The sequence below is a fragment of the Dongia sp. genome, assembly GCF_041905885.1.
In the GTDB taxonomy this organism is placed as follows: domain Bacteria; phylum Pseudomonadota; class Alphaproteobacteria; order Dongiales; family Dongiaceae; genus Dongia.
Window position 1 is genome coordinate 42,818 of sequence record NZ_JAYRKD010000029.1, and the last position, 20,647, is coordinate 63,464.

General features: G+C 66.3%; 19 protein-coding genes. 12 read left to right on the forward strand and 7 right to left on the reverse strand.

What is annotated here, in order from left to right; genetic code table 11:
• Nucleotides 1-6: 6 nt before the first annotated feature.
• From ACH2CY_RS23050 to ACH2CY_RS23070, 5 genes are all read left to right on the forward strand, one after another.
• Entirely contained in the window at nt 7-888 is an 882-nt protein-coding gene (locus ACH2CY_RS23050) for an AAA family ATPase (protein WP_395022026.1), read from the forward strand.
• Nucleotides 889-1,125: 237 nt separating this feature from the next.
• On the forward strand, nt 1,126-2,292 hold the full coding sequence (locus ACH2CY_RS23055) for a VWA domain-containing protein (RefSeq protein ID WP_395022027.1): 1,167 nt from the start codon (nt 1,126-1,128) through the stop codon (nt 2,290-2,292).
• 13 nt (nt 2,293-2,305) lie between these two features.
• Complete coding sequence (locus tag ACH2CY_RS23060) at nt 2,306-3,154, forward strand: XdhC family protein (protein ID WP_395022028.1); 849 nt, start codon at nt 2,306-2,308, stop codon at nt 3,152-3,154.
• 148 nt (nt 3,155-3,302) lie between these two features.
• Nucleotides 3,303-3,500 (forward strand): hypothetical protein, encoded by a 198-nt coding sequence (locus ACH2CY_RS23065; RefSeq protein WP_395022029.1) that lies wholly within the window; start codon nt 3,303-3,305, stop codon nt 3,498-3,500.
• A 140-nt stretch (nt 3,501-3,640) separates the two neighbouring features.
• A complete protein-coding gene (locus ACH2CY_RS23070; RefSeq protein WP_395022030.1) occupies nt 3,641-5,737 on the forward strand; it encodes a catalase in 2,097 nt (698 codons plus the stop codon).
• A gap of 499 nt (nt 5,738-6,236) precedes the next feature.
• On the opposite strand, the gene ACH2CY_RS23075 is transcribed toward ACH2CY_RS23070, so the two are convergent.
• The 4 genes from ACH2CY_RS23075 to ACH2CY_RS23090 form a co-directional block, all read right to left on the reverse strand.
• The gene (locus tag ACH2CY_RS23075; RefSeq protein ID WP_395022032.1) at nt 6,237-7,031 is read right to left on the reverse strand and encodes a hypothetical protein; all 795 of its coding nucleotides are present in this window, start codon (nt 7,029-7,031) and stop codon (nt 6,237-6,239) included.
• Between the two features lie 66 nt (nt 7,032-7,097).
• The gene (locus tag ACH2CY_RS23080; RefSeq protein ID WP_395022033.1) at nt 7,098-8,183 is read right to left on the reverse strand and encodes a pentapeptide repeat-containing protein; all 1,086 of its coding nucleotides are present in this window, start codon (nt 8,181-8,183) and stop codon (nt 7,098-7,100) included.
• A gap of 213 nt (nt 8,184-8,396) precedes the next feature.
• A complete protein-coding gene (gene hisD / locus ACH2CY_RS23085) occupies nt 8,397-9,728 on the reverse strand; it encodes a histidinol dehydrogenase (protein WP_395022035.1) in 1,332 nt (443 codons plus the stop codon).
• Between the two features lie 17 nt (nt 9,729-9,745).
• On the reverse strand, nt 9,746-10,531 hold the full coding sequence (locus tag ACH2CY_RS23090) for an SDR family NAD(P)-dependent oxidoreductase (RefSeq protein ID WP_395022037.1): 786 nt from the start codon (nt 10,529-10,531) through the stop codon (nt 9,746-9,748).
• Between the two features lie 46 nt (nt 10,532-10,577).
• Between ACH2CY_RS23090 and ACH2CY_RS23095 the strand changes: the two genes are divergently transcribed.
• From ACH2CY_RS23095 to ACH2CY_RS23125, 7 genes are all read left to right on the forward strand, one after another.
• Nucleotides 10,578-11,897 (forward strand): hypothetical protein, encoded by a 1,320-nt coding sequence (locus ACH2CY_RS23095; RefSeq protein ID WP_395022039.1) that lies wholly within the window; start codon nt 10,578-10,580, stop codon nt 11,895-11,897.
• A gap of 98 nt (nt 11,898-11,995) precedes the next feature.
• Nucleotides 11,996-12,997 carry an ABC transporter substrate-binding protein gene (locus tag ACH2CY_RS23100; protein WP_395022040.1) on the forward strand — a complete coding sequence of 334 codons (1,002 nt, stop codon included), beginning with the start codon at nt 11,996-11,998 and terminating at the stop codon, nt 12,995-12,997.
• A gap of 207 nt (nt 12,998-13,204) precedes the next feature.
• Nucleotides 13,205-14,008: an ABC transporter permease gene (locus ACH2CY_RS23105; protein WP_395022042.1), complete on the forward strand. Its 804-nt coding sequence runs from the start codon at nt 13,205-13,207 to the stop codon at nt 14,006-14,008.
• A gap of 1 nt (nt 14,009) precedes the next feature.
• Nucleotides 14,010-14,804 (forward strand): ABC transporter ATP-binding protein, encoded by a 795-nt coding sequence (locus tag ACH2CY_RS23110; protein ID WP_395022044.1) that lies wholly within the window; start codon nt 14,010-14,012, stop codon nt 14,802-14,804.
• Nucleotides 14,805-14,889: 85 nt separating this feature from the next.
• Complete coding sequence (locus tag ACH2CY_RS23115; protein ID WP_395022045.1) at nt 14,890-15,222, forward strand: metalloregulator ArsR/SmtB family transcription factor; 333 nt, start codon at nt 14,890-14,892, stop codon at nt 15,220-15,222.
• A gap of 25 nt (nt 15,223-15,247) precedes the next feature.
• Nucleotides 15,248-16,537 carry an acyl-CoA desaturase gene (locus ACH2CY_RS23120; RefSeq protein WP_395022047.1) on the forward strand — a complete coding sequence of 430 codons (1,290 nt, stop codon included), beginning with the start codon at nt 15,248-15,250 and terminating at the stop codon, nt 16,535-16,537.
• Entirely contained in the window at nt 16,534-17,076 is a 543-nt protein-coding gene (locus ACH2CY_RS23125) for a hypothetical protein (RefSeq protein ID WP_395022048.1), read from the forward strand. The genes ACH2CY_RS23120 and ACH2CY_RS23125 overlap by 4 nt, the downstream gene beginning before the upstream one ends.
• On the opposite strand, the gene bchE is transcribed toward ACH2CY_RS23125, so the two are convergent.
• The 3 genes from bchE to ACH2CY_RS23140 form a co-directional block, all read right to left on the reverse strand.
• Nucleotides 17,006-18,595 carry a magnesium-protoporphyrin IX monomethyl ester anaerobic oxidative cyclase gene (gene bchE, locus ACH2CY_RS23130; protein ID WP_395022050.1) on the reverse strand — a complete coding sequence of 530 codons (1,590 nt, stop codon included), beginning with the start codon at nt 18,593-18,595 and terminating at the stop codon, nt 17,006-17,008. The two genes, ACH2CY_RS23125 and bchE, sit on opposite strands and share 71 nt — an antisense overlap.
• Nucleotides 18,596-18,679: 84 nt before the next feature.
• The gene (locus tag ACH2CY_RS23135) at nt 18,680-19,624 is read right to left on the reverse strand and encodes an ABC transporter permease (protein WP_395022052.1); all 945 of its coding nucleotides are present in this window, start codon (nt 19,622-19,624) and stop codon (nt 18,680-18,682) included.
• A gap of 20 nt (nt 19,625-19,644) precedes the next feature.
• Nucleotides 19,645-20,622 (reverse strand): ABC transporter permease, encoded by a 978-nt coding sequence (locus ACH2CY_RS23140; RefSeq protein ID WP_395022055.1) that lies wholly within the window; start codon nt 20,620-20,622, stop codon nt 19,645-19,647.
• Nucleotides 20,623-20,647: the final 25 nt, after the last annotated feature.

Here is a 20,647-nt window from a genome sequence, read left to right on the forward strand (position 1 = left end):
CGGCCGATGGCCTTCGACCACCGCGCCTTGCAGCAGCGGCTGGACGCGGCGGGGTATATCGCCGAGGACAGCCTGGCGATGGCGCTCACCCTCGCGATCGACCTCCAGCGGCCGCTGCTGCTGGAGGGCGAGGCCGGCGTCGGCAAGACCGAGGTCGGCAAGGCGCTGGCCCGCGTGCTCGGTGCCCGCCTGATCCGCCTGCAATGCTACGAGGGCCTCGACGCGGGGGCGGCGATCTACGAGTGGAACTATCAGCGCCAGCTGCTGGCGATCCGCGCGCACGAAGCCGAGGGGATGAAGGCGGACGCCATGGAGCGGCATGTCTTCACCGAGGAATACCTGCTGCGCCGGCCGTTGCTGGAGGCGATCTCTCAGGAGAAGCCGCCGGTCCTCTTGATCGACGAGATCGATCGCGCCGACGAGGAGTTCGAGGCCTATCTCCTCGAAGTGCTCTCGGATTTCCAGGTGACGATCCCGGAGCTCGGTACCATCGCCGCCAAGGCGGTGCCGCATGTGGTGCTGACCTCCAACGGCACCCGGGCGCTGTCCGATGCCCTGCGGCGGCGCTGCCTCTACGCCTATGTCGAGTTTCCCGACGAGGCGAAGGAGGTGCGGATCCTGCGCGCGCATCTGCCGGATGCCGACCAGCAGATCCTGCAGCAGATCGTCGGCTTCGTGCAGCGGCTGCGCCGCGAGGACCTGGAGAAGAAGCCCGGCGTCGCCGAGACCATCGACTGGGCCCGCGCGCTGATCGGCATCGGCCTCGACCGCCTGGACCGCGATCCCGCGACCCTGCAGGCGACCTTGATGTGCCTGCTGAAGACCGATGCGGACCTGAAGGCGGTGTCGCCCGAGGTGACCGCGCGGCTCATCGGCAAGGTGGCGTAAGATGTGCTGCTGCGGTAGCGGGTATTGGCTGGTCGTGATGGCGGAAGACAGGGTACGCCAAGAGCAACCCCAAACGCAGTCATGCCAAGGCCCCGTCCGCGAATGCGGACATTCGTCCGCGGGGGCCTTGGCATCCACGAGTTTGCCCGCCGCAGAGAAACTCGTGGATCCCAAGGCCAAGCCTTGGGATGACGACCGAGTTTTGGGCGTGCTTCTCAGGTTGTTCGGGCGCACCGCATGACTCCCATGCTGCCCTCCGAGCGTGTCGCCGGCTTCGTCGCGCACTTGCGGCGCAGCGGCTATCGCATCGGGCCGGCGGAGGCTGAGGCGACGCTGAGCTTCCTCGCCGATGGTGTCGACTCCACGGCGGCGCGGCTCGGGATGAAGGCCTTGCTCACCGGCAGCCGCGAGCAGTGGGAAGGCTTCGACGAACTCTACGACGCCTATTGGCATGGGCGCGGCCTGCGGCGCGCCGTGCCGGCCAACGACGCCTCGGCCGAGATGCGTGAGCTGAAGCCGCCGCCGGTCTGGGACAAGGTGCTGCCGTCGCCGCAGGACCGCACCGCGACCGTGCCGCAGGCGCAGCTCACCGACGGCGACGAACCGATCAGCCACCGCGACGGTGCCGGCCGCCTCATCGCCAGCCGGCGCGAGCAGCTGGCGCGCCGCGACATCGCGCGGATCGCCGACGCCGAGGAGCTGGCGGAAGCCGCGCGCATCGCCGAGGACCTCGCCCGCGCGATGCGCTATCGCCTCAGCCGGCGGCGCCGCGCGGCGCGCAAGGGGCGGGGCCTCGATCTCCGCCGCACGCTGCGCCGCAACCTCGCCCACGGCATGGAGCCGCTGGAGCTGTTGCGCAAGCGTCGGCCGGCGCGGCCGGTCAACATCATCCTGCTGCTCGACGTCTCCGGCTCGATGAAGCCCTATGCGCGGGCCTTCCTCGCCTTCGCGCGCGGCCTCGTGGGTTCGGAGATCGCGGTCGAGGTCTTTCTCTTCCACACCCGGCTGGCCCGGATCAGCGAGGCCTTGCGCGATTCCGACCCGGCGCGCGCGGTCGATCGGCTGATGCTGCTGAGCCAGGGCTTCGGCGGCGGCACCCGGATCGCGGAATCGCTCGCCGCCTTCAACGCGCGCTACGCCAAGGCGGTGATCGACTCCCGCAGCGTGGTCATCGTCATGAGCGACGGCTACGACACCGACCCGCCGGAGCGCCTGGCGCAAGAGCTCGAACGCCTGAAGCAGCGGGCGCCGCGTCTCATCTGGCTCAACCCGCTGCTCGGCTGGCGCGACTATGCACCGGTCGCGCGCGGCATGCAGGCCGGCCTGCCTTTCATCGACCTCTTCGCCGCCGCCGCCACGCTGAATGATCTTGCGGCGCTGGAAGCGGCGTTTGCACGGCTTTGATCCGGAGACTGTCATGACTCGTCCCGATCTCGATGTCATTCCCTTAATCGCCCGTCTCAAGGAAGCGGGGGAGAGCTTCTGCGTCGCGACCGTGGTGCGCACCGAACATGCGACCTCGGCCAAGGCCGGGGCGAAAGCCGTCGTGCTCAACGACGGCGCGATCAAGGGCTTCATGGGCGGCGCCTGCGTGCAGCGCTCGATCCGCGAGACCGCCGCGACGGTGCTGCGCGAAGGCAAGCCCCGGCTCATCCGCGTGAAGCCCAAGGACGAGGTGGTGAGCGCGGTCGATGTCGACGGCACCGAGCTCCACAAGAGCTCCTGCCCCAGCGGCGGCACGGTCGATATCTTCGTCGAGCCGATGCGCCCGAGCCCGCGCCTGGTGGTCTGCGGCGCCTCGCCGGTCGCCGTCGCGGTCGCCGATCTCGGGCGGCGGCTCGGCTATCGCATCGTCGGCGCGGCCCTGGCCGACGATGTCGCCGCCTTCGCCGCGGAGGACCAGAAGGTTGCCGGCTTCAACCTCGCCGAGGTCGGCGTTGAGGCGGAGGACTACGTCGTCGTCGCGACCCAAGGCAAGCGCGATCGCGAAGCGCTCGCCGCGTCGCTCGGCACCCCCGCGCGCTACGTCGCCTTCGTCGGCAGCCGCCGCAAGGCAGAGGTGCTGAAGGCACAGATCGCCGAGCAGGGCCTGGCGCCGGAGCGAATCGCGCGGCTGAAGGCTCCGGCCGGACTGGACATCCACGGCATCGAGCCGGAAGAGATCGCGCTCTCGATCCTCGCCGAGATCGTGGCCCGCCGCCGCGCGGCGGTGCAGCCCGAGGCTGCGACCGAAAGCAGCGAGGCCGCGCGGTCCTGTTGCGGTTGATTTGCATTGATACGCGCCGGGCGGTGCGGGCTGTGACCATCGTCTCCTTCCCGGCAGCCGGCCTTGGTGCGCTGCGGTAGCGTGCCTACATAGAAGGTATCGCCGCGCGCGACCCTGGGCGCGGCAAGCTGAGGTACCGATCTTCACCATGACAAACAGCATTGCTTCCCGCGGGCTTCGCACCGCGCTCATCGCCTTCTCTGGCGCTCTTCTACTCGGTCTTGCCGCCTGCGGCACCAATACCTATGGACCGCCGCCGGCGGGCGGCAAGCCGCAAAACTGGGGCCAGCAGCACTACCTCGACAACCAGCGCTATCAGCAGCTCAATCTCGATCGCCTCAACTGAGCGGCGTTTTCGTAAGAGCGATTCCAATCTCGTCCGGAACCTTCCGGCAATGCGCGGCTTTTTGCTGTAGCCAGCCGGATTGAACCAGGGCGCGTCGATGCCGACGCAGCCGGCGGCTTCCATTGTTCAGGGAGGATCGCATGGCGAAACCGGCGCGTGGCGGAAGCAACGGCGGCAAGGCGAAATCCGAGATCGCGACGGCGCCGCGCAAGAGCGGCGAGACGCATCAGGTCGCCGCGCGCGGGCCGGTGCTGACCACGAACCAGGGCACGCCGATTTCGGATAACCAGAACTCGCTGAAGGCCGGCGCGCGCGGGCCTACGTTGCTCGAGGATTTCATACTCCGGGAGAAGATCACCCATTTCGACCATGAGCGGATCCCGGAGCGGATCGTGCATGCGCGCGGCTCGGGCGCGCACGGCGTGTTCCAGCCGACCAAGTCGATGCGGCACCTGACCAAGGCGAAGTTCCTCAGCGACCCGAAGAAGAAGACCGAGGTCTTCGTGCGCTTCTCGACGGTGGCGGGCGGCGCGGGCTCGGTCGACCTGCCGCGCGACGTGCGTGGCTTCGCGGTGAAGTTCTATACCGAGGAAGGCAACTTCGACCTGGTCGGCAACAACATCCCGGTCTTCTTCATCCAGGACGCGATGAAGTTCCCCGACCTGGTGCATTCGGTGAAGATGGAGGCAGACCGCGGCTATCCACAGGCGGCTTCTGCGCATGACACCTTCTGGGATTTCATCTCGCTGATGCCGGAAAGCCTGCACATGGTCTGCTGGGCGATGTCGGACCGGGCGATTCCGCGGGCGTTGCGGTTCATGGAAGGCTTCGGCATCCATACCTTCCGCTTCGTGAACGAGGAGGGCAAGTCGACCTTCGTGAAGTTCCACTGGCGCCCGGTGCAGGGCTCGAGCTCGGTGGTCTGGGACGAGGCGATGAAGATCAGTGGCGCCGATCCAGACTTCCACCGCCGCGACCTGTTCGAGGCGATCGAGAAGGGCGACTTCCCGCAATGGGATTTCGCGATCCAGGCTTTCGACCAGCGCACCGCCGACAAGCTGCCCTTCGACATCCTCGACGCGACCAAGCTGATTCCGGAAGAGACCGTGCCGCTGGAGGTGATCGGGCGGCTGACGCTCAACCGCAACCCGGACAACTTCTTCGCCGAGACCGAGCAGGTGGCGTTCCATCCCGGCCATGTCGTTCCCGGCATCGATTTCACCGAGGACCCGCTGCTGCAGGGGCGGCTCTTCTCCTACACCGACACCCAGCTGCTGCGCCTGGGCGGCGCCAATTTCCACGAGATCCCGATCAACGCGCCGCGCTGCCCGATGCATAACTTCCAGCGCGACGGCGTGCGCCGCATGGAGGTGAACAAGGGCCGCGCCAACTACGAGCCCAACAGCATTGCGCCCGACAGCCCGCGAGAGAGTCCGGCCCAGGGCTTCGCCACCTTCCCGAAGGCGGACATTGGGGACAAGCTGCGGCAGCGCTCTGAGACCTTCGCCGACCATTACAGCCAGGCGCGGCTGTTCTTCCGCTCGCAGTCGGAGCCGGAGCAGAACCACATCATCGGCGCCTTCACCTTCGAGCTCGGCAAGGTCGAGATCGAGGCAATCCGCAAGCGGATGCTCGGCCACCTGATGCTGATCGACAAGGATCTCGGCAACGCGGTTGCGGAGAAGCTCGGCATGGTAGGCGAGGCCGATGCGATCACCCCGGCGCGGAAGCCGATCGACCTGCCGGCCTCGGATGCGCTCAGCATTCTGAAGAAGTGGAAGCCCACGCTCGCAGGGCGGAAGGTCGGCATCCTGGTGACCGACGGCGCCGACGGCGCGGTGGTCAGCCAGCTTCAGAAGGCGATCGAGAAGGAAGGCGCCACCGCGCAGATCATTGCGCCGAAGGCGGGCGGCGTCACCGTCAAGGGCGGCAAGACTCTCGCCGTCGATCAGGCGCTCCGCGGCGCGCCGTCGGTCGTGTTCGACCATGTCGCCATCGTCGCCTCGGCGGAGGGCGCCGCGACCTTGGCGAAGCAGGTTGACCCGGTAAACTGGGTGCGCGATGCCTTCGGACATCTCAAGGTGATCGGCCATACGGCGGAGGCGAAGCCGCTGCTGCAGAAGGCCGCGATCGAGATGGATGCCGGCGTCATCGACGTGACGGCCGATGCCGCCAAGTTCATCAAAGCGGCCAAGCAGGGTCGGATCTGGGACCGCGAACCGAAGATCCGGGACTGAGTTCATTCTGTCTGCGTCCGGTCTGCGTTGCAGCGCAAACACGGACGCGCGGCGCCGCGGTCCATCATGCTGAAATCGCGGGAGAAGTTGCGCGGTCTGCGTTCCGTCTGCGTGGCAGCTCGGACGCAGACGCGCGCCATCCGGTGCACGTGGGGCCGCGCCGTCGGGGCAGCTGGCGAGCGTATAAAGTCCCATTTCTGTCCGGGTCCTGTCCGGGTTTGGCGCCAGAGAAACCATGCAAATCCAATATGCTGTTCGGTCGGGGGCAACACGGCGACCGCATGAAAGCGTCTTTCCGTCCCGGGCGCGTCTGATCTGATTCCGCAAACGCCCGGTCAACGCTCAAAGCACACGGACACGGGCAACGGCAGATGTGCTGGCACGGGCACAAGATCCGCCGGGAGGTAGACCGAGGATGCCTGCGCCTGCGAGAAGCGCCAGCAGCTCAGCAGTATACTTCATCTGTCGATCCGAAGCCAGACAAGGTCCGGGCCGACGATCAACAGGGCGACCATGCGATGCCGGTTCCCAGCGCATCCGACAGGGCGTTGAGAATTCTGCTGATGACGCGCGCCTGGTTGAGGGCGATGTCCGCGAGCAGCAGGAAGACGAGGCCGAGGAAGCCGAGGTAGGACCAGCCGAAATAGTCCGAGGTGATGATGGTGAGGATCCAGTTCTGGCCGAAGATGTACCAATAGGTCATCAGCAGGGTCGCGCCGGTCAGCAGGATCGAGAGCGGCGCCAGGTGGCGCGCGGCGCGGCCGCGCACCAGGGCGAGGACGAGCGCCAGCGCCAGCACGATCAGGTTGGCGCCGAGGAAGATCCTGATGTCGCGCTTCAATGCGTCGAACGCGGCGTGATACTGCGCCGCGACCATGCCGCTCAGGGCGTCGAAGCCGGGCTTCAGGTCGGTCGGGATGCTTTCATAGGCCTTCAGAAGCTCGGTCTTGAGGAACTCTTGGGTGCGGCAGTCGGCGACGCAGAGCGTCTCGACGAAGAGCGCGATGAAGCTGCGTTGCGCGGCCAGGAAATTCTCCTGCAAGGCCGCCAGGCGATCCGCCGGCAGGGCGAGATCTCCGCCTATTCCCGCGAGCCGGCTCATGGCGCTGTCGGGCGACAGCGCGGCGTCGATCTCATCGACGATGAAGCTTTGCGCCCGGGCTTCGAAATCGCGCGGCGCGGCCTGCAGAGAGTAGAGCAGGCCGCCGAAGACGACCAGGCCGGCCAGGCAAAGGCCGATGTTGATCCCGCGCCAGATGGATGCCCTTCTATCGGCGCTTGTCGCGACAGTCACCAGCCGGCCCCCGAGCCCGCGTGAGTTGCAACCGCATCGATCACTTGGCGACCCGCGCGGGCGGATTCAAGGGGCGGGCGCGCTGCAGCTTCCCTCGACTCTGATCATGCCGGCTGCCTTCGGGTCGAGGTCATCGGGCAGCTTGGTCGCGCAATCGTATCTCGCGCCGGTCAGGTCGGAGTCCTGGAAGTAGGAACCGGTCAAGTCGGCGCCGCGGAAGCTGGCGTTGCGGAAGCTGCTGTAGCGGAAGGCGCATTGCGGCAACTCGGCGCGGTCGAAGATCGTGTCGTCAAAATTCGCCCGCTCGCTGTAGCAATGCGCGTGCTCTTGCTTCAAGTCGGACCAGTCCTTTCCGCCGGCGGTAAGCTGACCGGTGGCGAAAAAGCGCGTACGTGCGATCTTGCTGCGCCATTCATCGGTCTTGGGAGCCTTCAACTCGATCTCTGTCAGTGTCTCTTCGGGCTCGTAGCGAATGCCTTCTTCGGTTCGGACAATTGACAGGAAGAGCATCACATCGAGATCACCCGGATCCGCGCGCAGCAGGGCTTCGGCAACCTCGAATGCCTGGTTCGTTTCATGGTTTGCGCGCAGATACTTGGCGAACTCCAACCGAGACTCTCTGTTGTCGGCAGCCGCCTCCCGCGCTTCGGTCTCAGATTGGTAGGCATTCAAAAGACGATCGAGCTCGTTGTCCTGAAGCGGCATATCGAAACCCAAATATGTGAGGACACTCCGGTTCGTGTTGACGAACCAGCCAAGAGCAGGGTCGTGAGTAATCCCGCTGTAAATGTCCGCGCCGAATCGGACTCGCTTTCCCACCAGAGACTCAAGCACGCAGTAATTTCGCCCCCAAGTCGCCAAGGTCACCCTTGATGCCGCTTTACCCTTCCACACTCTGTCTACGCGCATGGTCGCAAAGGGCGGACCTTGCACGTCGGAGCTTGTGTCAGTTGGAGTGAATGACTCAATGACACCTTCGACGATGACTTCCGGCTGCGCGACGATCTGTTCGCGGGAGAGCTTCTTGAAGATCTGGTCGGGTTGGTAGGGCGGGGCATCGCAGGGCGGCGGCAGGACTTCTTGGGCCGGCGCACCGTGCGCCGCCATCCAAAGCGTCAGCACGACGCCCAATAAGCCAATCACACGGACCATTGCTCCCGCCTCGCCAACTTCCGATCGACCACGCCGGCAGTTTATCGCCTAGAGCGCGAGTGAGCCATCGCACATTTCTGTGACAGTAGCAGTGAAGCCTGAATGGTGAGACCGAGCGACCCCTCACCCAACTGCGCGTAGGCTCGGCTCTGCCTCGCCAACGCTGCGTAACCCTCTCCCGCAAGGGGAGAGGGGAAGAGGGCGCGGGCGAGGCTACTTGCCGAGGATGCCGTCGCGCATTTCGCTGACCGCGTTGGCGTGGCCGACGAAGCCCTCGTAGGTGGCGAGGATGCGGGCCTTTTGCGCCAGCGGCGGGTAGCCGGCGGCGGTGACGTAGCCGACGGAGCTGCGCTTCATGTAGTCGAAGACCGAAAGCGGCGAGGCGGTCTTGGCCTGGCCGTTGGTCGGCAGCACGGCGTTGGGGCCGAGCACGAAATTGCCGAGGGTGCAGGGCGTGTGGTTGCCCAAGAGGATCTCGCCGGCGTTGACGATCTTGCCGAGATGCTCGAAGGGCACGTCGGAGAGGATCTGCAAGTGCTCCGGCGCGAAGTCGTTCACGAAGGCGACCGCTTCGTCGAAGCTCTGCGTGAGAACCACGCCGCCGTTGGTGCCGCCGAGCACGGTCGAGGCGAAGCCGGCGCGCTGCTCGCCCATCTTGTCGAGGAAGCCGGGGATCGCCGCGATCGCGTCGGCCGCGACCTTCGGGCTGTTGGTGACGATGAAGGCCGAGGAATCCGGGCCGTGCTCGGATTCGATCAGGAGGTCGAGTGCGGCGAGGCGGCCGTCGGCGGTCTCGTCGCAGAGGATGATGGATTCACTGGGGCCGGCCGGCACGCCGGGGTCGATGACGTCGGCGAGGAGATGTTTCGCCGCCACGACCCAGGGGCTGCCGGGGCCGACGATCTTCACGCATTTCTGCACGGTCTGGGTGCCGTAGGCGACGGCGGCCACGGCCTGGGCGCCGCCGCATTTGTAGACGCGGTCGACGCCGATCAGCCGCGCCGCCACCAGGGTGGCGTCGTCGATCTTACCGTCGGGGCCGGGCGGGGTGACGATGCAGACTTCCTTCACGCCGGCGACGACCGCCGGGATCGCCGTCATCATCACCACGCTCGGGAACGAGCCCTTGCCGCGCGGGACATAGCAGGCGACTGAGGGGATCGCGATGAAGCGGTCGCCGGCGAAGGCGCCCGGTCGGATCTCGTGCAGCCACATCTCCTCGGGCTTCTGGTCCTGGTGGAACTTGCGGATGGATTCCACCGCGAATTCGAGGGCCTTCAGCACCTCCTGGTCCAGGTTCACCAGCGCCTTGTCGAAATCGCCCGGCGTCGCGGCGATGCTGTCGGGATTGACTGGCGACTTGTCGAACTCGCGGGCGAAGCGGGCGAGCGCGACGTCGCCTTCGTTCTTCACCGCCTCGATGATCGGTTTCACCTTGTCGAGGATCGGCGCGATGCTGGCCTCGCTGCGTTTCAGCAGCTGCGAGCGCTGCGCGGCGTCGAGCTTCGAGAGGTCATGCAGGCTGATCTTGCGGGTCGTGGTCATCCGAAAGTCCGATCCATCTAAAGAGAGGCGAGAGTGCCGCCGTCGATGCCGAGGCACTGGCCGGTTATATAGGCCGCGGCGTCCGAGGCAAGGAAGATCGCCGCGCCGGTGAGGTCGTCCAGCTGCCCGAACCGCCCCAGCGGGATCTTCCTTAGCATGGCCTCCTGCCAGGATGCGTCATGATAGAAGACCTCGGTCAATTCGGTCCGAAAATAGCCCGGCGCCACGGCATTGACCCGGATCTTCAAGGGCGCCCATTCGGCGGCCAGCGCCCGGGTCATACCCAAGAGGCCGGTCTTGGAGGAGCCATAGGGGACCGCGGTCGGGATGCCCCGATAGGTGGTGAGGGAACAGAGGTTGACGATGGCGCCGCCCTTCTGGGCGCGCTGCATCTCGGCGGCGGCGGCCTGGGCGCAGAAGAAGGCGCCTTTGAGATTGGTGTCGAGGATGCGGTCCCAGAGCGCCTCGTCAATCTCCAGCGAGGGCTTCACCTCTTCCATGCCCGCATTGTTGATGAGGATATCGAGCCCACCCAAGGCAGCGGCCGCCTGCATTACGCCGAGGCGGCAGTCCTCGGCCTTGGCGACGTCCTGCACCACCGGAACCGCGACGCCGCCGGCATCGGAGATTGCCGCGGCGACTTCGTCGAGCGCCGCTTTCTTGCGGCCGGAGACCGCGACCGCGGCGCCCGCCTGCGCCAGGCCCAGCGCGATTGCGCGGCCGATGCCGCGGCTGGCGCCGGTGACCAGGGCGCGCCGGCCGGCCAGGCTGAAGGCTGAAAGTGCCTGCGGTTGTATAGACAAGGAGCTCTCCGTATAAGGCTGCAACAAGCTAGCCGAGACGGACCGGATGAGCGAGAGCACAGAAGACGCAGCCCCAGGGGAATCCCCAACAGCGAAAGCGCGGGCGCTGATGCAGGGCGGGCGGGTGGCCGAGGCGGAGGCCGTGGTCGCGGCGCTGATCGCCGAGGAGTTCGGGCGGCCGGTGCACGAGCTCTTCATCAACCGCGACGCTTACAGCCTCAACTCGCTGAACGGCTTCGTCGAGACCGAGGCCGGCTCCTTCTTCTTCAAGTTCCACCAGGAGGAGGGCGAGGACCGGATGGCCGGCGAATATTACCGCGCCCGCATCCTGGCCGAGGCCGGTCTCCCCGTCGACCTGCCGGTCGAGACCAGCACCAAGCCGGGACGGCAGATCCTGCTCTATCGGCTGCGGAAGGACCGGCGGCTTGCCGACATGGCGCGGTACCTCGATGGGGAGAAGGATGCCGCATTGCTGGCGCAGGTGCTCGCGGCGCAGGAAGCGCTCGATCGTGCGGTCGCCGCGGTCTATGCGAAGACACTGCATCCGATTACGGAAGCGCAATCGCGAGCGGAGCCGATCCATCGGTTGTTTCACGAGCGGCTGCGGGACTTCGATCGGCCGGGACGGATAGGTGGACGCTTCCGGTCGTTCTACGCGGATCAGGATTTCGCGCTGCCGGGTCTGACCATCAATTGGCGCGAGCTGCGCGACCTCAAGGTCGCGTTCAATGGCGTGGTCTATTCGGAGAGTCTCGGCGCGCTGTTCGAGGCGGCCTTCACCGAGCTCGAGCCGCGCAACTTCGCGGGGCTCGGTGTCACCGCTCATGGCGATGCACACAATGCCAATGTCTGGTTCGAGGAGAGACAGCGCCCGCCACGTCTCACGCTGTTCGATCCCGCCTTCGCGGGGTCGCATGTGCCGGCTTTGCTGGCCGAGGTGAAGCCGACCTTCCACAACATTTTCGCGCATCCTTATTGGCTCTATGAGCCGCAGGTTGCAGCGACCCGCTTCCGGGCCGAGGTGATGCGGCGCGGCGACTTGCTGGAGATCAAGACCGATTGGGCGCTCTCGCCCTTGCGGACGGCATTCCTGGAACAGAAGGCGGAACTGCTGTGGCGGCCGCTGCTTGCCGAAATGCAGGCGCGTGGGGCTTTGCCGCAGGACTGGCGGCGGCTGCTGAAGCTGGCGTTGTTCTGCTGCCCGACCCTGGTGATGAATCTTCGGAGCGGTGCGGGGGCGCATAACCCGGTCTCCTCGGCGATCGGGCTCGGCATTGCCGTGATGATGGGCAGCGCGCCCAAGGAAGGGGCAGGGGACGCACTCTCCGCCTTCCTCGATGCCGTTGAACCAATTGGTTCCCGGTAAACCAGGGCCTAAAACGGTGACAGGTCGTTGACGGCAGCGGGTGCAATCACGACACTCGCCCCATCCTTTCCAACGAAACCGAGACAGAGGGGGCTTCCATGACTTTCAACACGACCCGACGCCAGATGATGGCCGGCGCCGCCGCTTTGGGCGTCGCTTCGACGTTCCGCAGCGCCTTCGCCCAGGACATTCCGGCGAAGCCCGAAGCCGGCGCGATCAAGATGGGCATCGAGCCCTGGCTCGGCTACGGGCAATGGCATGTCGCCGCCAAGAAGGGCCTGTTCAAGGAGCAGGGCCTGGACGAGGTCGAGATCGTGAACTTCACCACCGACGCCGATCTCAACGCGGCTTTGGCCAGCGGCCAGCTGGAATGCGGCAACATCGCCACCCATACCGCGATGGCTTTCGCCGCCGCCGGCCTGCCGCTGAAGATCGTGATGCTGCTCGACGTCTCGATGACCGCCGACGCGATGCTCTCCGACGGCTCGGTCACCGACATCAAGGGCTTGAAGGGCATGCAGGTCGCCTATGAGGAAGGGACGACCAGCGACCTCCTGCTGAACTACGCGCTGGCCGCGAACGGGATGAGCGTCGCCGACATCCAGAAGGTGCCGATGCCCGCCGCCGATGCCGGCAGCGCGCTCATCGCCGGCAAGGTGCCGGTGGCGGTGACCTATGAGCCGTATCTGACGCTCGCGCTCAATCAGAACAAGAAGACCAAGATGATCTACGAGGCCGGCGTGGCGCCGGGCCTGATCAGCGACGTGCTGGTGGTCAGCGACAAGTTCCTGGCCGAGAAGCCGGGCCAGATCCTGGCGCTGTTGAAGACCTGGGACGCGGCGCTCGCCGCCTACAAGATGGACACCGCGGGTGCCCGCGCGATCATCTCCGAAGCGGTCGGCGCCAAGCCGGAAGAGCTGGCCACGGCTTTCGACGGCGTCACCTATTACTCGATCGCCGAGAACAAGACCCAGCTCGGCGGCGACTACAAGAACAAGGTGATGCCCGCGGTGAAGGACGCCGCCACCAAGGCCGGCATCCTGACCAAGGACGTCGATGGCCCGGGGCTGATCGATCCGCGGTTTGTGGCGGCGGCTTGAGGCTGCGCGCGCTGGATCGACTGATGGACTGAACTCGGGAACATCACGGCTGCATGCCCCCCTCCCATCCTCCCCCCTGAAGGGGGGAGGGGCTCGATAGAGCGAGCGGCTCTATTGGACTCCTTCCCCCTTCAGGGGGAAGGTCGGGATGGGGGCATATGCAGCTGTGATGCTCAAGATCCAGTGTGACGTCGCTCAAAGTAAGACATGCCAAGCAAGCCCAACCATTCTCTCTTTCGCCTGACCGCGTCGATCACCCGGGTGCAGTTCGTCGGGATCTCGATCGTGGTCTTTGCGCTGCTGCTGGCGCTGTGGTGGATTGCGACGGCGAATGAATGGGTGAAGCCGCTGTTCCTGCCGAGCCCGCCCAAGGTGGTGGCGCGGCTGGGCGAACTCGCGGCTTCGGGGCAGCTCTGGCAGGATGCCGGCATCAGCATCTTCCGGATCAGCATCGGCTTCCTGATCTCCACGGCTTTCGCGCTGCCGATCGGCGTGCTGATCGGCTGCTACAAGGCCTGGGAGGCGATCGTCGAGCCGGTGGTCGATTTCATCCGCTACATGCCGGTGGTCGCCTTCGTGCCGCTGACCATTCTCTGGACCGGCACCGGCGACACGCAGAAGTATCTCATCATCTGGATCGGCACTTTCTTCCAGCAGGTGCTGCTGATCATGGACAACGTGAAGGGCGTGCCCTGGGACTTCATCAATCTCGGCCGCACCCTGCAGATGCCGGAGCGGCGCATCCTCACCCGCATCGTGCTGCCGAGCGCCATGCCGGGGATCTGGGATTCGCTGCGCATCAGCCTGGGTTGGGCCTGGACCTGGCTGGTGGTGGCCGAGCTGGTCGCTGCGACCTCGGGCATGGGCTATCGCATCACGACTGCCCAAAGGTTCTTTCAGACCGATCTCATCATCGGCTACATCCTGCTGCTGGGCTGCTTCGGCCTCGCCACCGACCAGGCGATGAAGGCGCTCGGCCGCCGCATGTTCCGCTACATGGCGCCGCGGTGAGATGATGCCGAAACTCACCATCACCAATCTCTCGAAGACCTTCGGCGAAGGGACGCGCGCCGTCACCGCCTTGCAGGGCGTCGATCTGGCGATCGGCGACAACGAGTTCCTGTCCCTGGTCGGCACCTCGGGCTGCGGCAAGAGCACCTTGCTCTCGATCGTCGCCGGCCTGGAATCCCATGACCAGGGCGAGGTGCTGGTGGACGGCGTGCCTGTGGACGGCCCCGGCCTCGACCGCGGCGTGGTGTTCCAGAGCTACACGCTCTTCCCCTGGCTGACCGCGCGGCAGAATGTCGAGTTCGCGCTGCGCGAGGCGGGGATGCGCGGCAAGGAAGCCGCGGATGCGGCGCTGGATCACCTCAAGCTGGTCGGGCTGGACGGTTTCGCCGATTCCTACCCGCGCGAGCTTTCGGGCGGCATGAAGCAGCGCGTCGCGATCGCCCGCGCGCTCAGCTATCGCCCGAAGATGCTGCTGATGGACGAGCCGTTCGGCGCATTGGACGCGTTGACCCGGCATCACATGCAGGAGCTCTTGACCCGGATCTGGGAGAGACACCGGCTGACCGTGCTCTTCATCACCCATGACGTGGAGGAGGCAGTCTATATGTCGGACCGCGTGGCCGTCATGAGCAACCGCCCCGGCCGGATCAAGGAGATCATCGACATCGATCTCGAACGGCCCCGCCACTACGACCTGGTGGCGAGCCCCCGGTTCCAGCAGCTGCACCGCGCGGTGCTGGATTCGATCCGCGCCGAATCCATCGCCGTCGCCCAGCTCGGGACCGCCTTAGCCTAAAAACCAGCCGCTTGCGCCCAGATACTGGATTTGCTAATTTCGGAATTAGCACATTAGCTAATTACAAGATTATCGAGGCATTTCAATGTCGCTGGACAAGGTGTTCGAGGCTTTGGCGTCGCGGCCGCGGCGGGAGATCCTGGCCTTTCTCTCCTCGGCCGAGCTGACCACGTCGGAGCTGGCCGAGCGCTTCCAGATGAGTGCCCCGACCATCTCGCGGCATCTTTCGGTGCTGGAGAATGCCGATCTGGTGACCAGCGAGCGGCGCGGCCAGTTCGTCTATTACAAGCTCAATCCCGACAACCTGGTGAACAGCCTGACCGGCTTTGCCTTCGAGCTCTGCCCGGTCGGCCGGCCGTTGAAGCGGGAATCCGAGAAGATCGCGAAGGCGAAGGGCCGGGTGAAGAAGCCGGCCTGATCGCATTGTGGAAGGGGGATCGACCATGAATGCTTTTCCGGAGAGCCTGAAGCAGCACCGCGTCGCCGCGATGGATGTGGCGAGCGTCACCGAAGGCGCGGTGGTCTATGCGCCGGCGAAATCGCTCTGGTTCATCGGCATGGCGGCGGCGGCGCTGATCGGCGGCAGCCTCTTCTTCACCTGGAGCGGCCTGCTGGTCTTCATTCTCGCGACCGGCGCGGTGCTGCTGTTCGGCCATTCGCTGGGATCGCATCGCAAGCTCATTCATAACAGCTTCGAATGCCCGATCTGGCTCGAATATTTCCTGGTCTATATGGGCGTGCAGGTCGGGCTCTCCGGGCCGATCGGGCTGATGCGGGCGCATGACCTGCGCGACTACGCGCAACGCCTGCCGGTCTGCCACGATTATCTGCGCCATGGCCGCAGCTTCTGGCTAGACGGCTGGTGGCAACTGAATTGCGAGCTCCGACTTGCCAACCCGCCGGCGATCACCATCGAGGAACGCGTCGCCGGCAACCGCTTCTACCGCTTTCTCGAGGCGACCTGGATGCTGCAGCAGCTGCCGCCGGCGCTGGCACTCTATGCACTCGGCGGCTGGAGCTTCGTCTTCTTCGGCACCTGCGCGCGGGTGACGGCGGGCGTGCTCGGGCATTGGCTGATCGGACATTTCGCGCACAACAAGGGCGGCATGCATTTCGAGGTCGAGCAGGCCGCGGTGCAGGGCCGCAACATCCGTCTCACCTCGATCCTCACCATGGGCGAGTGCTGGCACAACAACCACCATGCCTTCCCGGGCTCGTCGCGGCTCGGCCTCTTTCCCGGCGAGTGGGATCCCGGCTGGTGGATGCTGATGGTGTTGCGTCGCCTGGGCCTCGCCTGGAATTTCCGGCTGCCGGAGCATCTCCCCGCCCGTGCCGAGCTGGCCCGGGTCGATGCTCTCAGCCGATCGCTGCTGGCGCCGCCGCGCTATCGGCCGGACGACGGGCGCTTCCAGCCACTGCGCTTGAAGACGCTGGTCGCGGCCTTGCGCATCGAGGACGGCGCGCCGGCGCGGATGGAATGGCCGGAAGCGATCCTGAGCAAAGGCCAGATGCGCCTGCTGGTCGGCCGGAAGGTCGCGCTGGAGGTCGATCCTGCCCTGACACTGCTGGTGCTGCACCAGGGTGCGCGCAGCTATGCCGGCTTCCCGGCGGTCTGCATGGCGATCGCGCAGCGCAATGCCGTCGCGCGCTGGATCGCGCTGGCGTTGATGCCGCTGGCGGTCGGGCTGGAAGCCATCCGGCAACAATTCGCCTTCAGGCCGGAGGCGGTGTGACCCGGCATGCGGATGCGATGGCCTGGCTGGCGCGGCTGCGCGCCGAGCATGGCATCGACGGCAGCTATGATGCGACGCGGACCTGGCCGTTCCGGATCGGGCCGCTGACCATTCCGGTGCCGAACTTCTCCTGGCGCCGTGCTGCGATCCAGCGCCACGACCTGCACCACATCCTGAACGGCTTCCCGTTCAACATGCGCGGCGAGTTCCAGGTCGCGACCTGGGAATTCGCCGCCGGCCGCTATCCGCATCCCGGCGCCTCGTTGCTGCTGCTGCCGCTGGTGACGCTCGGCCTCTTCTGGTCGCCCCGGGCGATCTGGCGCGCCTTCATGATGGGGCGCTACGGCACCAGCTTCTATCGCCCGGATCTGCTGGAGCTCGATCTCGCGGCGATCCGGGCGCTGCGTCCGTCCGAGAGGCAGTCCCGGCCCGCGACGGCAAGGGACGTCATCGCCTTTGCCGGTTTGCTCATCCAATCGATCGGCGCGATTCTATTGCCGGCCGCGTCGCTATTCCTGTTGGCGATGCTTTCGTTCTGACCACCTGCAGCGCCTCTTCCTCCGCGTCCTGGGGCGCGCCCCAGAAGGCGGCGACGCTAGGGCCGCCCTTAGTGCGGCGGTCGCGGAACAGGAAGTTCTTGATCTCGAACGGCCAGACCCGCCTTCCCATCTGCGAATACCAGCGCATGCTCTGGCGCAAGACCGGATCGGGATGGAGATAGGTGCGCCGGAGCGCCTTCGGCCGCGCCTGCAGCACCACTTCGGTGAGCTTCACCCAGATCAGCACGCGCCAGGGTGGGACATGCCGGGTCGCCAGCACCTGGTGCTTGTAGTCCCAGCGGCTGCGGTCGAGCTGGATCACGCGCCGGTTCGCGGCGAGGCGGAAGTAGGGCGTCCAGCGGTGCGGCGTCACGTAGAGCAGCTGGATCTGGTCGGGGTCGTAGGCGAGAAGATGCCGCATGCCGCGCCAGTAGTCGCGGTCGCGCTCCTCCTCGAAGCCGACCACCCAGGTCGCCATGGAGAGGATGCCGTTCCTGCGGAGCTCCTGGATCGCCTTGCGGTCGGTGGCGGTGCCGCCGCCCTTCTGGATCAGCTTCAGGGTCGCGGGATCGGTATTCTCCATGCCGAGCAGGAAGCGGATCCAGCCGGCCTTGCGGTAGAGATGCAGCAGGTCGGCGTCGCGCACGATGTCGTCGGCGCGGGTCGAGCCGACCAGCAGCACGTTCACCTTCTCGGCGATCAAGGCCTCGAGGAAGGTCTTCCAGGCGCTGCGCGAGACCGTCGGATTCTCGTCGGCGAAGTTGAAGAGCTCGACGCCGTGCTCGCGGTGCAGCCGGGCCAGCTCGGCCGCGAACTTCCGGGGATCGCGGTGCCGCCAGCGGGTCCAGAAGCCGCGCTGGCCACAGTAATTGCACAAGTGCGGGCAGCCGCGCGAGAACTGCACCACCACCGCGCGCTTGCCGCCCCAATAGCTGTAGCGCTTGAAGTCGATCAGCTCCCAGCCGATGCGATAGGCGTCGAGATCCTGGATGGTCGGCGCCGGGATGGTGGCCACCGCCTTGAAGCCGCGGCGATAGGCGATGCCGGGAATATGGCCGAGCTCGATGTCCTCGATCGCGATGTCGCTCAAAGCACCGCCGCCGTCCAGCGCGTTCATCAGCCGCCGCGCGGTCTCCTCGCCCTCGCCGCGAACGATGACGTCGATCTCCGGCACTTCCGCCAGGACCTCGCGCCAGTGATAGGTCGGGAAGACGCCGCCGTAGATCAGGCGCGCCATCGGCAAGGCCTGCCGCAGGGCCTTGAAGATCGCCGTGGCGCCGGGATGGCCGGAGGTCGAGCCGGAATGGCCGATCAGCACGGCCTCGGGCGCATAAGCCAGGGCTTCGCGGATGATGGCGGTGAGCGGCATCGGCCCGAACTCGGCGTCGAGCAGGCGGACCTGGTGCCCGTCGTCGATCAGCGGCCCGCCGATCGAGAGCAGGCCCAAAGGCGGCAGGTGGTCGTCGGGAATCCGGCTGCCGATCGCCGGATGCGGCGGGTTGATGATGAGAATGCGCATGGACTCTCCCCCGTTGCTGATGCTGCAGGGGTAGCGGGGGAGTCGGGCGCCTTTCCGGCGCGATTGGGGCTGGAGTGTGGAAGCTTAGCGGCTTTCCTTCTCGCCGCCGGCGATCGCGATCACGGCGATAATGATGAGGCCGGTGGCGACCAGGCGGATGCCGGAGCTGGCGCCGTAGGTGTTGAGCATGGTCACCAGCAGGAACATGAAGAGCGCGGCGCCCCAGATGCCGGGCACCGAGGCGCGTCCGCCGGCGACCGAGGTGCCGCCGATGACGACGACCGCGATCGAGCCCAGCAGGTATTCCGTGCCCATGTCCAGCGACGGCCCGCCGGAAAAGCCGGCGAGCAGGATGCCGCAGGTCGCGGAGAGCAGGGCGCTCGCCACATAGGTCAGGAACTTGAAGCGCTCGACCGGAATGTTGGCGAGCCAGGCGGCGCGGCTGTTCTGCCCGATCGCCGAGATCGCGCGGCCGTAGTAGCTGCGCCCGACGACGATGCCGACCGCGACCGAGAACAGGACGGTGACGACCGCGATCCAGGGCACGCCCAGGGTCTCGCCGGTGGTGAAGGCATCGAGCATCGAGGGCGGCTTGATGCGGAGGCCGCGGTTATAGGCGATGGCGCTCGACTGAACCAGGAAGCTCATCGAGAGCGTGGCGATGATCGGCGGGATCCTGAGAAAGCGGATCAGCGCGTAGTTGAGCGCGCCGACCACGGCGCCGGCGGCCAGCGCGGCGACGATGCCGACGATGATCCAGCCGTTCTGCTCGTCCATCACCTTCATGGCGACGGTGCCGCAGAGCGTGATCGTGGCGGGGATCGAGAGATCGACATTGCCGGGGCCGGTGGTGATGACCAGCATCTGCCCGGTGCCGACGATCACCGTGAAGCAGGCGAAGGAAAGCGCGGCGGTGGCAATGGCGCCGGCGCCCTGGCCTTCGGTATAGGCGATGGTCGCCAGCCAGACCGCGGCCGCGCCGATGAACGACCAGATCCAGGGCGCGTTGCGGAGGCGGAGGAGGAGCATCGTGGCGTTCCCTGGAGCGCTCATCGGGCGGCCCCGCGGGTGATGACGGCGCGGAGCGCCAGCACGATGATCAGGATGGCGCCCTGCGCGCCGATCTGCCAGTCGGGCGAGATCTTGAGGAAGATCAGGAAGGAGGCGGCGAGCGCCAGGGTGATCGCGCCCAGCACGGCACCGACCGGCGAGACCTTGCCGCCGATGAACTCGCCGCCGCCCAGGATCACCCCGGCGATGGAATAGAGCGTATAGCGGTCGGCGATACGCGCATCGCCGGCGCTGGTCAGGCCGATCAGCGACAGGCCGGCGAGCACGCCGAAGGTCCCGGCCAGGCCGTACATCGCCAGCTTGGTCTTCAAGAGCGACCAACCGGCACGGGCGACCGCCTTGGGATTGCCGCCGGTGCCGCGCAGCACGACGCCGTAGGAGGAATGCATCAGCCCGAGCTGGACCACGATCGCGATCACCGTCGCGGCGATGATGGGAAAGGGGATCACCAGCTGGTTGATGTCGGTGAAGGGAATGTGGACCGGGATCGGCGGTACCTTGAAGTTCATCAGCCCGGTCAGCCAGGCGGGCGCCTTGCCGCCCGGCGAGGGCAGCAGCAGCACCGCGAAGCCGAGCCAGACGAAGGACATGCCGAGCGTGACCACGATCGACGGCAGGTTCCGGAGGTGGATCAATGCGCCCATCGCCACGTAGCCCGCGATGCAGAGCAACAGCAGGACGATGCCGAGCAACGGGTCGGTGGCGAGGTAGAGGGCGGAGATGCAGGTGGTGAGGCCGACGAAGCTGCCGATCGAGAGATCGAGGTCGTTGACCGCGATCACGAACATCTGCGCCAAGGTCGCGAGCGCGATCGGCACCGCGTATTGCAGGATCAGGGTCAAGCCGAACGAGGTCATCGCCATCGGCTGCTTGACGAAGATCGCCGCCAGCAGAACGGCGAGCGTGATCGCCGGCAGGGCGCGGCGCAGCGTGTCGCGGTTGAGGAGGGCGGTCATCGTCATGCCGCTGTGTTGGGCGCGT

Bases quoted from the DNA above. Each gene is read 5' to 3' on its own strand.
- ACH2CY_RS23105 (WP_395022042.1), top strand. From the start codon at position 13,205: ATGCCAAGCAAGCCCAACCATTCTCTCTTTCGCCTGACCGCGTCGATC.
- ACH2CY_RS23050 (WP_395022026.1), top strand. From the start codon at position 7: ATGGCCTTCGACCACCGCGCCTTGCAGCAGCGGCTGGACGCGGCGGGG.
- ACH2CY_RS23070 (WP_395022030.1), top strand. From the start codon at position 3,641: ATGGCGAAACCGGCGCGTGGCGGAAGCAACGGCGGCAAGGCGAAATCC.
- ACH2CY_RS23055 (WP_395022027.1), top strand. From the start codon at position 1,126: ATGACTCCCATGCTGCCCTCCGAGCGTGTCGCCGGCTTCGTCGCGCAC.
- ACH2CY_RS23120 (WP_395022047.1), top strand. From the start codon at position 15,248: ATGAATGCTTTTCCGGAGAGCCTGAAGCAGCACCGCGTCGCCGCGATG.
- ACH2CY_RS23100 (WP_395022040.1), top strand. From the start codon at position 11,996: ATGACTTTCAACACGACCCGACGCCAGATGATGGCCGGCGCCGCCGCT.
- ACH2CY_RS23080 (WP_395022033.1), bottom strand. From the start codon at position 8,183: ATGGTCCGTGTGATTGGCTTATTGGGCGTCGTGCTGACGCTTTGGATG.
- ACH2CY_RS23110 (WP_395022044.1), top strand. From the start codon at position 14,010: ATGATGCCGAAACTCACCATCACCAATCTCTCGAAGACCTTCGGCGAA.
- bchE (WP_395022050.1), bottom strand. From the start codon at position 18,595: ATGCGCATTCTCATCATCAACCCGCCGCATCCGGCGATCGGCAGCCGG.
- ACH2CY_RS23065 (WP_395022029.1), top strand. From the start codon at position 3,303: ATGACAAACAGCATTGCTTCCCGCGGGCTTCGCACCGCGCTCATCGCC.
- ACH2CY_RS23140 (WP_395022055.1), bottom strand. From the start codon at position 20,622: ATGACCGCCCTCCTCAACCGCGACACGCTGCGCCGCGCCCTGCCGGCG.
- hisD (WP_395022035.1), bottom strand. From the start codon at position 9,728: ATGACCACGACCCGCAAGATCAGCCTGCATGACCTCTCGAAGCTCGAC.
- ACH2CY_RS23135 (WP_395022052.1), bottom strand. From the start codon at position 19,624: ATGCTCCTCCTCCGCCTCCGCAACGCGCCCTGGATCTGGTCGTTCATC.
- ACH2CY_RS23115 (WP_395022045.1), top strand. From the start codon at position 14,890: ATGTCGCTGGACAAGGTGTTCGAGGCTTTGGCGTCGCGGCCGCGGCGG.
- ACH2CY_RS23060 (WP_395022028.1), top strand. From the start codon at position 2,306: ATGACTCGTCCCGATCTCGATGTCATTCCCTTAATCGCCCGTCTCAAG.
- ACH2CY_RS23095 (WP_395022039.1), top strand. From the start codon at position 10,578: ATGAGCGAGAGCACAGAAGACGCAGCCCCAGGGGAATCCCCAACAGCG.